Origin of the sequence: Streptomyces olindensis (assembly GCF_040645895.1) — a bacterium.
In the GTDB taxonomy this organism is placed as follows: Bacteria; Actinomycetota; Actinomycetes; order Streptomycetales; family Streptomycetaceae; genus Streptomyces; species Streptomyces olindensis.
This window is the reverse complement of the sequence record NZ_JBEYZD010000115.1, coordinates 1-15,954: the sequence shown is the minus strand read 5'-3', so window position 1 is coordinate 15,954 and position 15,954 is coordinate 1. Positions and strand designations below refer to the sequence as shown.

At 69.9% G+C, this 15,954-nt stretch carries 11 protein-coding genes and 2 pseudogenes; 2 read left to right on the top strand and 11 right to left on the bottom strand.

Features of this window, described 5'->3' with window-relative positions; translation table 11 throughout:
• Positions 1-92: 92 nt before the first annotated feature.
• Positions 93-1,442 (bottom strand): DUF1254 domain-containing protein, encoded by a 1,350-nt coding sequence (locus tag ABZ948_RS38930; protein WP_359767859.1) that lies wholly within the window; start codon positions 1,440-1,442, stop codon positions 93-95.
• Positions 1,443-1,901: 459 nt separating this feature from the next.
• Here ABZ948_RS38930 and ABZ948_RS38925 point away from each other — a divergent pair.
• Together ABZ948_RS38925 and ABZ948_RS38920 are read left to right on the top strand one after the other, a co-directional pair.
• Positions 1,902-2,155, top strand: a pseudogene (locus ABZ948_RS38925) (glycosyltransferase); the annotation flags it as partial.
• Positions 2,156-2,185: 30 nt separating this feature from the next.
• Positions 2,186-3,046 (top strand): annotated as a pseudogene (locus tag ABZ948_RS38920) (serine hydrolase domain-containing protein); the annotation flags it as partial.
• A 57-nt stretch (positions 3,047-3,103) separates the two neighbouring features.
• Here the strand turns inward: ABZ948_RS38920 and ABZ948_RS38915 are convergent.
• From ABZ948_RS38915 to ABZ948_RS38870, 10 genes are all read right to left on the bottom strand, one after another.
• Positions 3,104-4,993, bottom strand: coding sequence for an ABC transporter permease subunit (locus ABZ948_RS38915; RefSeq protein WP_359767858.1), 1,890 nt, complete (start codon positions 4,991-4,993; stop codon positions 3,104-3,106).
• A gap of 38 nt (positions 4,994-5,031) precedes the next feature.
• Entirely contained in the window at positions 5,032-6,543 is a 1,512-nt protein-coding gene (locus ABZ948_RS38910) for an ABC transporter substrate-binding protein (RefSeq protein WP_359767857.1), read from the bottom strand.
• An 85-nt stretch (positions 6,544-6,628) separates the two neighbouring features.
• Complete coding sequence (gene aspA / locus ABZ948_RS38905; protein WP_359767856.1) at positions 6,629-8,062, bottom strand: aspartate ammonia-lyase; 1,434 nt, start codon at positions 8,060-8,062, stop codon at positions 6,629-6,631.
• A gap of 231 nt (positions 8,063-8,293) precedes the next feature.
• Positions 8,294-9,232 (bottom strand): aldo/keto reductase, encoded by a 939-nt coding sequence (locus ABZ948_RS38900; protein WP_359767855.1) that lies wholly within the window; start codon positions 9,230-9,232, stop codon positions 8,294-8,296.
• On the bottom strand, positions 9,229-10,683 hold the full coding sequence (locus tag ABZ948_RS38895; protein WP_359767854.1) for an aldehyde dehydrogenase family protein: 1,455 nt from the start codon (positions 10,681-10,683) through the stop codon (positions 9,229-9,231). The genes ABZ948_RS38900 and ABZ948_RS38895 overlap by 4 nt, the downstream gene beginning before the upstream one ends.
• Complete coding sequence (locus ABZ948_RS38890; protein ID WP_359767853.1) at positions 10,680-11,633, bottom strand: succinylglutamate desuccinylase/aspartoacylase family protein; 954 nt, start codon at positions 11,631-11,633, stop codon at positions 10,680-10,682. The genes ABZ948_RS38895 and ABZ948_RS38890 overlap by 4 nt, the downstream gene beginning before the upstream one ends.
• Positions 11,634-11,656: 23 nt before the next feature.
• Positions 11,657-13,015: an aminotransferase class III-fold pyridoxal phosphate-dependent enzyme gene (locus ABZ948_RS38885; protein WP_359767852.1), complete on the bottom strand. Its 1,359-nt coding sequence runs from the start codon at positions 13,013-13,015 to the stop codon at positions 11,657-11,659.
• Entirely contained in the window at positions 13,012-13,875 is an 864-nt protein-coding gene (locus ABZ948_RS38880) for an ABC transporter permease (RefSeq protein WP_359767851.1), read from the bottom strand. Before ABZ948_RS38880 ends, ABZ948_RS38885 begins: the two co-directional genes overlap by 4 nt.
• Positions 13,875-14,771 carry an ABC transporter permease gene (locus ABZ948_RS38875; RefSeq protein WP_359767850.1) on the bottom strand — a complete coding sequence of 299 codons (897 nt, stop codon included), beginning with the start codon at positions 14,769-14,771 and terminating at the stop codon, positions 13,875-13,877. The genes ABZ948_RS38880 and ABZ948_RS38875 overlap by 1 nt, the downstream gene beginning before the upstream one ends.
• 3 nt (positions 14,772-14,774) lie before the next feature.
• Positions 14,775-15,830, bottom strand: a complete 1,056-nt coding sequence (locus tag ABZ948_RS38870) for an ABC transporter ATP-binding protein (protein ID WP_359767849.1) — start codon at positions 15,828-15,830, stop codon at positions 14,775-14,777.
• Positions 15,831-15,954: the final 124 nt, after the last annotated feature.

Here is a 15,954-nt window from a genome sequence, read left to right as displayed (position 1 = left end):
GCCGGTGGCGCTGCCGTCGGAGGCGCTCGCTTCGGGTGAGGGGCCGGCGTCCGCGGCGGGCAGGTCGCCCGGCCGACCGCAGCCCTTGAGGATCAGGACTTCTGCGGCTCGATGTCGGGCAGGGACCAGGAGCGCTCGAAGTACGGCTCCAGCGGGCCGAAGAGCCGGAAGTAGGTGAACCAGGACTTCCCGGGCCGGGTCGGAATCCAGTTCTGCTCCAGACCCTTGGGAGCCTTCGGGCCCATCACGATGTCGATGGAGCCGTCGGCGTTCTTCTTCAGATCCTGACGCGACGTCCGGTCCACGATCTGCTGCTTGTTCTGGATCAGGCCGCGCGTGTCGGTCTCGTACAGGGTGACCGACCAGAACAGCTTGGCCGGCACGCCGGACGGAACGTGAAGGCGATAAGTCTTCCCTCCGTCGAATGCCGCCCCCGTCTTGTCGTAGTACGCGGCGAGATAGGCGGACCCGGAGCCGGGCTTCTTGCTCAGTACGGCCGCCGACGTCCCCGTGATCTCGTAGAAGAACGCCGTCCGCTCCTCGAACATCGTGCCCCCGGGCACGTCCTGCTCGTTCGAGTACGACTGCGGGATGAGGTACTCCCAGTGCGAGTCGTCGCGGTAGCGCATGTCCGGGACGCGCTTGCGGAACGCGCCGGCTTTGGCCGTCGCCTCACCGACGACGGCGGCCTTCTCCAGGATCTTCCGCTGCCGGGCGTCAGGCTCGAAGGATTTTCCGAACTCGAGGCCGAGCGGCTGCAGCATCACTGCGAAGAACCGGTCCCGGTCCTCGACGGATTCTCCCTTCAGCGCGTTCGCGAGCCGCTGCCAGTAGGCGAAGCCGTGCGGGTGCTCCATGCTGGTGAGCTGGCCCTCGGACTTGAACCGGAGCAGGCGGGTGCGCCCCCCGTCCGGGGTCTGGCCGACGGGGTAGATCTTCGCCGTCTCGAAGACCGCACGGACCTTCTCCGGGTCGGGGTCCAGGCCACGGGTGAACAGCAGTGCCCGTTGGGTACGGGACCGCAGCACCTGAGCGCCGGCGGGAAGATCGTCCGGCACCTTCTGCCTCGGTCCCACGAGGACGAAGACGGCACCCTCTCCCTTGTCGGGTGCGGGCGCCCCGACATCGGTGAGCGGACGGTCCCACCAGTCGATCAGCGAGCCGGCCGTGGCGCCCTTCGGGTACTCGAACACAAGGGGCCGGTCGGTGAGGTCGAAGTGGGCGAAGACGTAAGGGGTCGTGACGTTCGAGCCCATCATCACGCTGACATCGCGGTATCCGGTGACCAACACGAGGTCGCCGCTGCGGGCGCCGGCGTTGTCGATGAGTGTCTGCCGTGCGCTTTCCATGCCGACGATGGGGATGGCCCACAGATAGCACTGCACCGCCCGTTGGAAATCCATCGAGTCGTAGAGCTTTCGCACCGTGTCCTGCGTGGGCATTCCAAGATCGAAATTCAAGGGGCCGATCTCGGTCTCGATGACATCACCGACATCACCCTGCGGCCCGGCCCCGGTCTGATTCGTACAGGCGACCCCTGAACCCAGCGCCGCGGCCGACGCCGCCAGTTTGAACGTCTGCCTTCTGCTGACCGCCATGCCATGACCTCCCGGTTGTGCTGACCCCGGTCGCGCTCCGCCGCCAACAGGCTCAAGGGGCTCTGTCACGCGTCCTGACTGTCCGCCGACCAACAGAAGCCTCGAACCGAGGTATGTCGAACACGACCAACCTAACACCACGTTTCGAGGTATTGCGCCTCGGCCGACGCTCCGGCGGCACAGCGATGCTCGACGTCACCCCCCCACGAGCAAGGTGTCCCTGGAGCTGATCAACGCCGCCTGGGTCGACGCGCTGACCATCCGGGCCCAACTGCGGGGCGGGTGGGCGCTCGCCGCAAGGGGCACGGCACCGACGTGCTGTTCGCCGAGACCCACTGCGATCAGCTCCGAGTCCTGCAGGAAGCCGCGCGCCTCGCCGACGCCATCGTCGTCCCGACCGGCGCCATGGCTGACCAGTTGCTCCAGCTCGTCCCCACCGCCGATCGCAGGAAGATCGCGAGGATTCCCTGGGGGCACCGACGACCTGCTCGCCGCCCCGCCGGCCGACCGGACACCTCCGGCTGCTCTACGCAGGACGTCTCACCGCTGAGAAAGGCCAACTCCTCCACGATGGCGTCCGCGACGAGGTGTACCCCGGCGCCGTCCGGGCCATTGGCGACAGCCTCGGGACCACTGTCAGCGGGACCGTGGGCGTCCTGGAACCCGAGCGACCCCGCGAGCCCATACGGCACGACACCGTCTTCGACGTCGCCGGCCTCACCAAGATCCTGGCCATATGGTCGACCATCGGCTGCCTCGTCGAGGACGGCAAGTGCAACTCGACACGTTGCTCGGCGATTTCTGGTCCGAGGTGAGCGAGCACCCTCTGGCGCAGGTGACCGCTCGTCATCTGCTCACTCACACCGCCGGTGTCCCGCTCCGGGCCAACCTGAAGAACCTGTACGACACCGATCCCCAGGACGTCCGCGACGGCGTCCTCCACGAGGCCCTGCATCGGCCGCCCGGCGAGGCGGTCGAGTACACCCACCGCGCCGCCCTCATCCTCGGCTACCTGGCTGAATACCGCTCCGGCCAGAGCCTCGACGCACTCGCAGCCAACACTGTGTGGCAGCCCCTCTGCATGACAGAGACCAGCTTCGGGCCATTGCCCACCGACACAGCCGTGCGCTGTTAACCCACCGAACTCGACGACGGAACAGGGACACGTCTCCGGGGGACCGCGCACGACTTCTCGGCCCGCTTACTCGGCGGGGTGTGCGGCATCGCGGGCGCCTTCTCCATCCTCGACGATCTCGCCACGTTCCTGCGCTACCTGCTGGCCCCAGTGCGGTCAAGCAACCGGCATCGCGCCCGAAACCGACGACATCTGGGTCCGCTACGGCTTCACCGGCACGGGCGTCTGAGTCTCGCCTGGCAAGGACCGATGGGCGGCCCTGCTCACCAACAAGCTCTACTGCACCCGCGACCGCGAGCCACCCACCCACGTCCCCGCCACCGCGTCCAGGGTGTCCGGGACCGCGCCAGGGTGCCGGAGACGGATCCGGTTACGAGGAATCCCCCGGCGCGGCGAATACCGGGCTGCGGGACACCGAGGGGCCATCACACTGCGGATTCTGCATAGGAGGCTCCTGCTCGGAAGGATGCCCGCCACGGGCCGCAGGGAGTGAGCCGTCGGTTCCGGTTCGGGGCCGTGGCCGGGGCCGGCGCACGCCTCCCGCCGCGGTCACCGCCAGCGCTCCGAGCAGGGCGAGTACGGCGGCGGGCGCCAGCACCGCCCAGGGGGCACGCTCGGCATAGGGGTGGTTCTCGGCGATCTGCAGGCCCCATTCGGGCGACGGAGGCTGGGCACCCAGCCCGAGGAAGCCTAGAGCGGCCAGAGCCAGGGCGACTGCGGGCAGCCGCAGCAGGGCATGGCGGGTCACGGGGCGCAACACGGCCGGCAGCAGCTCACGGCGCAGTAGATACCACTCCCCCGCCCCCAGCGCGCGGGTGGCGGTCAGATGGGTGGTGGCGCGTTCCTGTTTCAGCAGGGCGGAGGTGTGGGTGGCCAGCGGAGACCAGGCGACGGCGGCCACCGCCAGCGCGGGTGTCCACGGGCCGCTGCCCGCGACGCCGGTGATCAGAAGACCGGCCAGGACGGACGGTACGGCGTTGACCGTGTCGACCAGCGGCCCGGACAGCCGGGGCAGCAACCCCAGCAGCACACCCACGACCAGTGCTGCCGCGCTCACGGCGAGGGCCACGGCCAGGGTGCTGAGCGCGCCGTGGCCGACCCGGGCGAGGATGTCACGGCCCAGCGCATCGGCGCCGAACGGCTGTGCAAGGGAGGGTGGTTGGAGTCGGGCGACGGGGTTCACGGTGAGCGGGTCGCGCAGCAGGCCGAGGCAGATGACGACGAGCAGCAGCGCCCCGTACGCCAGGGGCAGCGCGCTGGGCACGGGCGCGGTGGGCACGTGCAGGGACTGCAGCGCGCCGTCGCACAGTGCTGGCCCGAGCAGCAGCCGGGCCACGAGCCGGGCGAGCCCTCCGGCCGCCGCCGCGAGGACGACGAGCACGAGCGTGCCGGTCTGCAGGACGGGAAGGTCCTGAGCCAGGGCGGCACTCAGGGTGAGCCGGCCAAGGCCGGGGATGTCGAAAAGCTGCTCGACGGCGACGGCGCCACCGGTCAGGCCGACCACGAACAGGCCGAGGTTGGGCAGCAGTCCGGGCACGCAGCGCCGCATGGCCTGCCGGGCGACGGACCTGGGCGGTATGCCTCGTGACGCGGCGGCCAGTGCCCACGGTTCGGCGAACGCGCCGGGCAGCAGGTCGTCGAGCATCCGGCCCAGGACGGCGCCGGCGGGGAGCCCGAGGGAGAGGGCGGGCAGCACCATCCACTTCGGTCCGTACCAGCCGAGCGCCGGGAGCCAGCCGAGTTGTACACCGATGACGGTGACCAGCACGGAGGCGAGGAGGAACTCGGGCAGCGCGGCCAGCACAGCCGCACCGCTGCCTCTGGCCCCGCGGCCACCCGGGCGGCGCCGGGAACCGAGCCACAGCGTGCGAGCACACACCGTCGCGGCCGTGCCCACGGCAACCGTCAGCGCCGCCGCCATCAGCAGCAGCGAAACCCCGAGGGCCTGGAGGACGGAAGGCATCACCTCCGTACCGGAGACCCACGACCGGCCCGCGTCGCCGTGCAGCATGCCACCGAGCCACCGCCCGAGCAGCGGCAACGGGCCGTCGTCCAAACCGAGTTCGTTCCGCACGGCCCGCAACGCCTCCGGAGTGGGATCGCCTTCCGCGGACCGCGCTTTGAGAACGGTCAGCGCCGGGTCCGTACGCGACAGCCACGGCAGCAGCCCGATGCCGCACACCAGGGCGGCGGTGAGCACGCCCCGCCACACCAGCGTGAGCCCGCCGCCCCGCGCGAACGCGCGCAGGGCGGCGGACATGACGGCAGCACCGCCTTTCACAGGGTCGGACATCTTCGTCAGCGCCGGGTTCCCGTGCCGACGATGGCACGCTCGTACGGGTCCATCAGCGTGCCCTCGACCGACGTGCCGATGCCCATGGCGGTCTTCAGGTGCACCAGCGGGACCACCGCGTCCGTGGCGAGGACGGCGGCTTCGGCTGCCATGACCGCGTCCTGGCGCCGGCCGGCGTCGGTGACGGATGCGGCCTTGGCGACGACCTGGTCGACCTTCTTGTCGCACAGCTGGGACAGGTTTTTGCTGCCCTCGCAGGTGTAGTCGCTGGCGAGGACGGACACGGGGTCCCCGGTGTCCAGCATGACGTTGCGGGAGGAGACGACGGCGTCGAACTTCCCTGCCAGCGCGTCGCTCTCAAGCCGCGTGAAGTCACGGACCTCCAGCTTCACCTTGAAGCCGGCCTTCTGGAGCTGCTGTTGCAGCACCTGGGCGACCTCGGGCAGCTCGGGCCGGTTGTTCTGGGTGGCGATCGTGATGGACGCGCCGTCCGGGTCCGCGGACTTCGCCCGTCCCTTCGGCTCGACGCGCTTGGCCGCGGCCCAGTTCAACGCCGGGCCGTAGATGCCCTGGCCGGGCTCCGCGTAGCCCTCGTACACGTTCTTGGCGAGCACGGAGGTGTCGATGGCCTCCCGGGCGGCGGCCCGCAGCCCCGGATCGGCGAAGGGGCCCGACTCCATGTTCAGGTGTAGGAGGGTGTTGCGCGCGGTTGCCTTCTCATGGACGGTCTCCTTGTCCAGGGAGGCGATCTGGGCGACGGGCAGGTTCTCGGCGATGTCCGTCTGACCGGTGCGCAGTGCGTTGGCGCGGGCGGTGCCGTCGGCGATGAACTTCGCGTCGATGCCGGGCGACTGGGGGCGCCCGCCCCAGTAGCCGTCGAAGCGGTCCAGGGTGGCCGCCGTGGTTCCGATGATCTTCTTCAGCTCGAACGGCCCCGTGGCGGTGCCGACCGGGTTTACGGCGTCCTTCTTCGCGTACGCCTTCGGCGAGAACACCGCCAGGCTCGGATTGGACAGCCGCAGGGGCAGCACGGGGTCGGGGGCTTCGGTGGTGACGCGGACCTGGTTGTCGCCCACGGCCTCGGCGGTCAGCTTCACCCCGGACAGTGCAACCGGCTCCGGCTTGACCTGCGCGACATGGGAGAGGGCGGACGCGACGGCGTCCGGGGTGACCTTGCCGCCGTCCTGGAACTTCGCGTCCCGCAGCGTGAACAGCCAACTACGGCCGCCGTTCTCGGTGTTCCAGGACTGGGCGAGCGCCGGGGCTGCGGTGCCGTTGGCATCCAGCTGGGTCAGGCTTTCAGAGACACCGAGCCGGGACAGTTGGTAGGCGTCCTGCCCATACGGGGAGAAGTTCTCCGTGGGAGGGAAGGCGAGCGCCACCCGCAGCCGCCCGCCTCCCGAGGAGCCCGACGAGTCGGAGGACGATGCCCCTCCACTCTCGGCGGAGGCGAAACAGCCGGAGAGCATTGGGGTGAGCAGCAGGCCGGCGAGAAGCCGGTGGCGGGGAGTTCTCATGATCCTCGTTCTTGTCACGCACAGGAGACGGATAAGTGCACCGATTGTATGATAATGATTTTCATTTACACAATGGGGTCGGGGTCTAAAAGTGCACAGCTCCGGTCCGGTCCAGCCACCGACGGTCGCCCGCGACGGCCTCCGGCCGCAGCAGGCCGGCGAGCGTCTCGGCGGGCAACAGGCCCTTCTCCAGGACGAGTTCCGCCACCCCCCGGCCGCTGGCGAGCGCCTCCTTGGCGATGTCGGTCGCCACCGTGTACCCGATGTGCGGGTTCAGGGCGGTGACCAGACCGATGGAGTTCTCCACCGTCCGGCGCAGTGATTCGGTGTTGGCGGTGATGCCGGACACGCACCGCTCGGCCAGCGTCACGCACGCGTTCCTCAGGTGCGTGATGCTCTCCGACAGCGAGTGCAGGATGACCGGCTCGAAGGCGTTGAGCTGGAGCTGCCCGGCCTCCGCGGCCATGGTGATGGCGACGTCGTTGCCGATCACCTCGAAGGCCACCTGGTTGACGACCTCCGGGATCACCGGGTTGACCTTGCCCGGCATGATCGACGAACCCGCCTGTACCGGCGGCAGGCTGATCTCGCCGAGCCCCGCGCGCGGACCGGAGGACAGCAGGCGCAGGTCGTTGCAGCTCTTGGAGAGCTTGACGGCGATGCGTTTGAGGACGCCGGACATCTGGACGAACGCCCCGCAGTCCTGAGTTGCCTCCACCAGGTTGGCTGCTGTCACAAGCGGCAGGCCGGTGATCTCGGCGAGGTGACGGCGGGCCGACTCGGCGTACCCGACTGGGGCGTTCAGCCCTGTCCCGATCGCGGTGGCGCCGAGATTGATCTCGTGGATGAGCTCTACTGCCTCGGCGAGACGGCTGCGGTCCTCCTCCAGCATCACCGCGTATGCCGAGAACTCCTGTCCCAGCGTCATCGGCACCGCGTCCTGCAACTGTGTACGGCCCATCTTCAGCACATCGCGGAACTCGACCGCCTTGGCCGCGAACGTGTCCTGAAGGACGGACATCGCCTTGAGCAGGCCGCACACCGCGAACACGGTCGCGACCTTGACGGCCGTCGGATAGACGTCGTTCGTGGACTGACCGAGGTTCACGTCCTCGTTGGGGTGCAGGTATCGGTACTGCCCCTTCTCATGACCCAGCAGTTCCAGCGCACGGTTGGCGATCACCTCGTTGGCGTTCATGTTGGTCGAGGTGCCGGCCCCGCCCTGGATGACGTCGACGACGAACTGGTCGTGCAGCTTGCCCTCGCGGATCTCCCGGCAGGCGGCGACGATGGCTGCGGCCTTCTCCGGCTCCAGCAGGCCCAGTTCCTCGTTCGCGAGGGCGGCGGCCTCCTTCACGGCGGCCAGGGCGTCGATCAGGTGCGGGTAGGCGGAGATCGGCGTACCGGTGATGGGGAAGTTCTCCGTGGCGCGCAGCGTGTGGACGCCCCAGTACGCTTCGGCGGGAACCTCGCGGTCGCCGAGCAGGTCGTGCTCACTGCGGGAGGCTGCGGCGATCATGCGTGCTGACCTTCTCTCGGGACAGGTTCGGTCGTGGATGCTCGGGAAGTCGACGCTGCCGCAAGGACGTCGGCCTGGCGCCCGCACGGACGGGCCTGGAAGCCGCAGCGCATGACGCCGCGCCGTCGCGAAACTCGTCGATGTCCAAGCCGTCCGGACCACGCCGGTCGGAGATGACTGGGAATTTCTCACTGCGGTTGATCGGCTCGACTCATCGGGGACGTCGGCAAGTCAGACGACGCGTTCGCCTGGGGTGACGATCGCGTCCAGGGCGGCCAGGTCGGACGGGGCGGGGATCCAGTCGGCTGCCGCCGCGTTGGCGGTCACCTGCGCCGGGGTCATGGCGCCGCAGATGACGGAGCCGACGGCGGGCAGGGCGGCCAGTGCGCCGACGGCGACCTGGAGGAGGGTCAGGCCGCGTTCTGCGCCGTAGGCGGTGAGCGCCTCGACCTTGTCGAGGGCCGCGTCGGTGAGCCAGCCCTGCCGCCAGGACAGCCGGCTGCCGGGCGGGGGCTCCTGGCCGCGCCGGTACTTGCCGCTGAGCAGGCCGTTGGCCAGCGGGTAGTACGGCAGCAGGCCGACGCCGTGGCGCAGGCAGGCCGGGGTCACGTCGGCCTCCACGCTGCGGTCGAGCAGGTGATAGCGGGCCTGGGTGGACACGAAGGAGTCGGACAGGTCTTCGGCCGGGAGGTTGGAGCAGCCGATGTAGCCGATCTTGCCCTCGTCAACCAGTTCGCGCAGGGCCGCGACAGTCTCCTCCAGCGGGGTGACGCCGTCCGGCTCGTGGTACTGGTACAGCTCGATCCGGTCGGTGCCCAGACGGCGCAGCGACGCCTCGACGGCGTGGCGGATGTAGGGGCGGGCGCCGCGCGGACCGTACCGGTCGGCCTCAGGGCCCATCTCCATGCCGAACTTGGTGGCGAGGACGACGTCGTCGCGGCGGCCCTTGAGGGCGGCGCCGAGAAGGCGTTCACCGTCGCCGCGAGATCCGCCCCGCTCACCGAACCCGCCGTACATGTCGGCCGCGTCGAAGAGAGTGATCCCGGCGTCGAGGGCGGCGTGGACGACGGCCTTCGTGCCCTCCTCGTCGAGGCGGGAGCCGAAGTTGTTGCCGCCGACGCCGACGACGGAGACGACCGGGCCGCGTTCGCCCAAGGTGCGGTATCTCATGACCGGTCTCCGAATCCGATGCAGACGTTCTTGGTCTGCGTGTAACTGTCCAGGGCTTCCAGGCCCTTCTCGCGTCCCCAGCCGCTGTGCTTGTAGCCGCCGAAGGGGAGCTCGACGCCGGTGCCGACGCCGGTGGCGTTCACGTAGACCTGGCCGGCCCGGATGCCCCCGGCCAGGCGCATGGCCTTGTCGATGTCGCGGGTCCAGACGTAGGAGGCGAGGCCGTACGGGCTGTCGTTGGCGATCTGAAGCGCCTCGTCCGCATCATCGAAGTCGATGACGGTGACGACAGGGCCGAAGATCTCCTCGCGGGCGCAACGGGCTTCGTTCGTCAGGCCGGTGAGGACGGTCGGCTCGACGTAGTAACCGTCGCCCAGCTCCGGGGCGGACGGCGCGCCGCCCCCGACGCGGACCGTCGCACCCTCCTGCCGGGCCAGATCCAGGTAGCCCAGGACCCGGTCACGCTGGCGGGCGGCGACGAGCGGGCCGACGTCCGGGTCCGTCAGGCCGGGGCCGACGCGCAGGGCGGCGATCTTCTCGACCAGCCGGTTCAGGAACTCCTCGGCTCCTCGCTGGAGCAGCAGCCGGGTCCCGGCCGAGCACATCTGGCCGGCGTTGCTGAACGACACGCCCAGGACCGCGTTCAGCGCCAGGTCGAAGTCGGCGTCCGCGAAGACGACGACCGGCGACTTGCCGCCCAACTCCGTGACGGAGGGCACCACATGGGCGGCGGCCGCCTGGGCGACCTTGATGCCGGTCGGCACCGAGCCGGTGAAGGTGACCTGATCGATGCCGGAGTGACCGGCGAGGGCCGCGCCTGTCTCGCCGTCACCCGGGACCACGTTCAGCACACCCGGCGGGAGGCCGCACTCCAGGGCGATCCTGCCGATCTCCAGCGGGGTCAGCGGCGCTTCGGGCGACGGCTTGAGCACCACTGTGCAGCCCGCCGCCAAGGCCGGGGCGGAGCCCCGCGCGGTGTTCTGCAGCGGGTAGTTGAACGGAATGATCTGGCCGGAGACACCGATCGGCTCGCGGACGGTGTAGTCGACCAGGCCCGGGCCGAGGGGGATGGTGGTGCCGCCGAGCTTGTCCGCGGCGCCCGCGTAGAACTCGAAGTAGCGGGCCGCGGCCTCGACATCGGCCTTCGCCTGGCTCAGCGGCTTGCCGACGTCCTGGCTCTCCAGACGGGCCAGCCGTTCGCCTTGGTGGCGAATGGCCTCGGCGATCCGGTACAGCACGCGCCCCCGGTCAGCGGCGCGCATCCGGGCCCACCCGGGCGACGTGAACGCCGACCTGGCCGCGGCCACCGCCTGGTCCACGTCTGCCGCGCCGGCCAGCGCCACCTGGGCGATGGCCGTGCCGTCGGACGGGTCCAGGACGGTGAAGGTGCGGCCGTCAGCGGCAGGAACCTGCTTGCCGTCGACGAGAAGCAACTGGGTGTCGCCGCTCATGGCTGGATCTCTCCCTGCACCTCGCCAAAGATGACCACTTCGTCGCCGGGGCGGACGGTGCGGATCCGGCGCACCCAGAGCACGATGCCGTCCTGCGGGGCGCGGACCTCCTCCAGCGTGTTGCCGTAGTGGTCGACGATCTGGGCGATCAGGTCGCCTTCCTTGCAGGTCTCCCCCGGCTCGGCGTGGCCGAGGAAGAAGCCGCCCGCGGCGGACCGGGCGAACGTGCCGGAGACGGTCGTGTAGCTGTCACGCAGCTCCGCCTCGCCGTCGATCATCCCCAGCTGCCGCATGATGTTGCGGATCGAGTGGATGTGCAGCGCGACGTTCTGCTCGCGGTAGGTGCCGCCGCCCGCCTCGATGGTGACGGCGGGCTTTCCGGCGGCGAGGGTGGGGTGGCGGACCGTGCCGCCCCACTTGCCGCCCTTCCAGACCAGCTCGTGCCCGGCCGCGAGGGCGAGGTCGGTCGCCAGTTCCTCGTAGCCGCCCTGGAGGATGACCAGCGGGGCGATCTCGCCGAAGGTGCCGCCGGTGTGCAGGTCGACGAGGGCGTCGATGGCGGGCACGACCTGCTCGACGAAGGTGGCGGCCAGGCGCAGCGAGTACGAGCCGTCCGCGTCACCCGGGAAGATCCGGTTGAGGTTCAGGTGGTCCAGGCCGCTGGTGCGGGCCGCTGCCTCGAAGGCGGGGGTGTTCATGCAGGGAATGCCGACCAGGGTGCCGCGCAGGCCTGCCGGGTCGATCGCTGCGAGGACGCGGCGGATGGCCTCCTGGCCGTCGTACTCGTCGCCGTGCACGCCCGCGTCCACGCACAGGACGGGGCCGTCCTCGGTGCCGTTGACGACGAGCAGCGGGATGCCGAGCTCCACGCCGTAGGTGCTGGTACCGACCGGGATCAGACCCTGGGCGCGCTCGCCGGGGGCGACGGTCAGGGAACCGATGGAGTACATGTCGTTCCTTTCGAAAAGGTGGATCACAGGCGGTCGGACGCCTCGTCGAGGGTGTCCGCGATGATGTCGGCGATACGGTCCAGCAGTGCGCGGTCGCTGATCAGCGGGGGCGCGATCTGGACCAGCGGAGCGGCGCGGTTGTAGACGCGGGCGAGCAGCCCGGCCTCGCGCAGCCGGCGCGGGATCAGGTCGGCGACGAGCGCGGCGCGCGCGGTGTCGCTGAAGCCGCCGCCGTCGAGGTCACCGACAAGCTCGACGGCATAGAAGTAGCCCGCGCCGCGGACGTCACCCACGATCGGCAGTTCCCCGAGGGAGCACATGCGCTGGGCCAGGTGGTCCTGGTGGCGGCGGACGTTCTCCAGGATTCGGTCCCGCTGCATGATCTCCAGGCTGCGCAGGGCGATGGCCGCGCTCAGCGGGTGGCCGCTGAAGGTGTAGCCGTGGTTGAGGACCTCGCCGGGCCGGTTGATCACCTCGGCGACGCGGTCCGCGACCAGGGTCGCGCCCATCGGGGCGTAACCGGCCGTGATGCCCTTGGCGACGGTGACGATGTCCGGGCGGGCCCCGTACAGCTCGCCGCCGAACCACTCGCCGAGCCGGCCGAAGGCGGTGATGACCTCGTCGGCGACCAGCAGGAAGCCGTACCGGTCGGCCAGCGCCCGCAGCCCCTGCCAGTAGCCCTCCGGCGGGGTGATGCAACCGCCCCGGTTCTGCACCGGCTCAGCGATGAGCATCGCGACGGTCTCCGGCCCGGCCGCGAGGACCGTGGCCTCCACGTCAGCGAGCAGGTACTGCGTGAAGGCCGCCTCCTCCAGCGGCTCTTCCAACCCCGTGCGGTTGGTGTTCGCGACGAAGTGGGTCTCCACGGCGGGCGGCCCGTACGGCTCCGTGAGGCCGGGATCGTCCGTGAAAGACAGCGCCCCGAGGGTCAGTCCGTGGTAGGCGCCGCGCCGGGCGATCGCCTTGGTCCGGCCCGCCTCGCCGCGCAGAGTGTGGAACTTGCGGGCGATCTTCCAGGCGGTCTCTACGGCCTCGGCGCCGCCGCCGCTGAAGAAGACGTGCTCGATGCCGTCGGGGGCCAGGGCGGCGAGACGCTCGGCGAGGGCCAGACCGGTGGGGTGCGCGGACTCCGACCACAGGGGGCTGTAGCACAGTTCGCGCAGCTGCTTCTGGGCCGCTTCGGCGATCTCGTCGGCGTAGGAGTAGCCGATCTGGCAGCAGTACAGCCCGGACAGGCCATCGATGTAGCGGTTGCCTGCCGCGTCGTCGACGTAGGGGCCCTCGCCTTGGCGCACGACGAAGAGGTCCTTGCCGGGCTTCGTGAGCGATCCGTTGGCGGTCATGTTCAGCAGCAGGTGCCGCTGAGCGGTTGCGGTGGTCATACGGCCTCACCTCCAGGGGCGGCGATCCCTGCCGTGTTCTCGACCGACAGCAGGGAGTCCTGCCGTCCGGAGCCGAGCCAGCGCACCAAGGCGACCAGGGCGAGGGCGAGGATCGCGAAGGCGATGAGGATCGCGCTGACGGCGGTCACGCTGGGGTCGATGTCGAAGGTCAGGGAGTTGTAGATCTGCACCGGCAGGGTGACGGTGTCGACCGAGGACAGGAACTGGGAGATGTAGAACTCGTCGAAGCTGGTGATGAAGGAGAAGATCGCCGCCGCGATCATTCCCGGGGCGGCCAGGGGGAAGGTGATCCGCCGGGCGATCGTCATGCGTCCGGCGCCCATGCTTGCCGCGGCGTCCTCCAGCCGTTCGTCGATCCCGCGCAGCGTGGCCACCAGGATCAGCACCGCGATCGGCGAGGCCAGCACGGTGTGCCCGAGGGCGATGGCGAGCGGACTGCCCAGCATCGAAGCCGGCTCGAACAGGAGGAACAGGCCCAGGGCGGTGACGATGTTCGGGATGAGCAGCGGTCCCAGCACCAGGGCGTAGACCGCGGAGCGCAGCGGCAGTTCGCTGCGGGTCAGCGCGGTCGCCGCGGTGACTCCGATGACCAGCGAGAAGACGGTGCTGAGGCAGGCGACGAGTGCGCTCAGGGACAGCGCGGCCGGCCACTCGCTGCCGTCGGCGAACAGCGCCTGGTACCAGTGCAGCGTCCACGCGTCGGGCGGGAACGCGGCGAAGGCGTTGTCGCTGAAGGAGGTGACGACGATGACGACGATCGGCAGGGCCAGGAACAGCAGGATCACGGTGGCCGCGGCGGTCAGGGCGATCCGCCCGGCGAGGGTACTGCGCAGCTGCATCATGACGCGCTCCTCTTCTTACGGCTGGCGCCGAGGGAGCTGATGAGCTTGACCAGCAGCAGTCCGGCGAAGGTGAGCAGCAGCAGGATGACGCCCTCAGCGGCCGCCCCGTTCCACTGGTTCTCCTTCGTCACCTGCTGGTTGATCAGGGAGGCGATCATGGTCTGGTCGGGTCCGCCCATCAGGGCGGGGGTGATGTAGTAGCCCAGCGACAGGATGAAACTGAGCAGTCCGGCACTGGCCAGTCCGGGGGCGACCAGCGGCAGGTAGACCCGGCGGAAGATCGTCACGCGTCCCGCGCCCATGCTGGCCGCCGCGGCCAGCAGCCGCCGGTCCACACCGCGCATCACCCCGTACAGCAGCAGCACGGTGTAGGGCAGCATCACGGAGGTGGTGCCGATGACCACGCCGATCTCGTTGTAGAGCAACTGGTACGGCGCCCCGGGGACCCACAGGTGGGCCAGAGTCTCGTTCACCAGGCCCTTGTCGCCGAGCATGATGATCCAGCCGTAGGTGCGCACCAGGGCGCTGATGAAGTGCGGCACGACCACGATCAGCATGGCCAGCCCGGCCCACAGGGGCTTGAGCCGGGAGATCGCGTTGGCCAGGACGAACCCGAAGACGAGGGCGAACAGCGCCGTCTCCGCGGAGATCCGCAGGGTGGTGAACAGCACGGACAGGTTGACGCCCGTGAGCGCATCGGCGTACCAGTGCAGGGTGAGCGAGCCGTCGGTGTTCTTCAGGCTGAGGAAGAGCGTGCTGAGGATCGGGTAGACGAACAGCACCAGCAAGTAGACGACGACGGGCAGCGCGTAGAGGATGCCGACTCTGGTCCTGCGGGAGGCCAGCAGCTTGCGCGGCCGTGCGGGGGCCTTCACGGTCAGGGTGGCGGCCATGGCTCACCCTCCCTGTTCGACGGGGAAGAGGTTGACGTCGTCGGGGTGGGCGGTGATCCCGACCCGCTCGCCGGCGACGGGGCCCCGCCCGGCGGGTACCTCCAGCCGCAGCAGCGGCGCGTCCCCGCCGTCGACCCGCACGCCGGCGCGGACCAGGGTGCCCACGTAGGTGGCCGTCTCCACCGTGCCGGTACAGAAGCCGTCGACCGGCGCGCCGGCTCGCAGCCGGCCCGGCTGGACAGCCACCTTGACCGGGGTGCCGGAAGCCAGGGCGTGGCGTCGCGCCTTCAGCAGGCCGCCGCACTGGTCGAGGCGGACCACGGTGTGCTCGTCCGTGCTCTGCACCACCCGGCCGGGCAGGAAGTTGGCCGCGCCGAGGAAGTCCGCGACGAACGGGGTCTTCGGACGCTCGAAGAGTTCCCGGGGGGTGTCGAACTGCTCGATCAGGCCGTTGCGCATCACCGCGATGCGGTCCGACATGACCAGAGCCTCTTCCTGATCATGCGTCACATAGATGACAGTCAGGCCGAGTTCCTGCTGGATGGTCTTGATCTCGACCTGGAGCTGGTCGCGCAGCTTCTTGTCCAGGGCGCCGAGCGGCTCGTCCATGAGGATCACCGGCGGGCGGTAGACCAGGGCCCGGCACAGGGCGACCCGCTGCTGCTGACCGCCGGACAGCTCGCGCGGCTTGCGGCCGCCGAAGCCGGACAGGCCCGCGATCTCCAGGGTCTCCCCCACCCGCCTGCGGATCTCGTCCTTCGGCACTCCGCGCAGCGTGAGGGGGAAGGCGACGTTCTCACTGACCGTCATGTGGGGGAACAGCAGATACTGCTGGAAGACGAAACCGAGGTTCCGCTTCTGCGGCGCGAGCCGCGTGACGTCACGACCGCCGACGGTGATGGTGCCCGAGTCCGGTTCACAGAAGCCGGCGATCATCATCAGGGTCGTGGTCTTGCCCGACCCGGAGGCACCGAGGAAAGTCACGAACTCCCCGGCCGCAATCTCCATGGACGCCTCGTCGACAGCGACGACGTCCCCGTACGTCTTGCGCAGAGCCACTACCGACAGCGCTTTGCCGGTCGCGGTGGCCGGCTTGCCGCCCGGGGCGCGACCCCGGCCTCCCACTGGGCGAAGGACACCACGTCGTCGTACCGGTCGGCCGCCGTCAGCGCGGCGACGACCT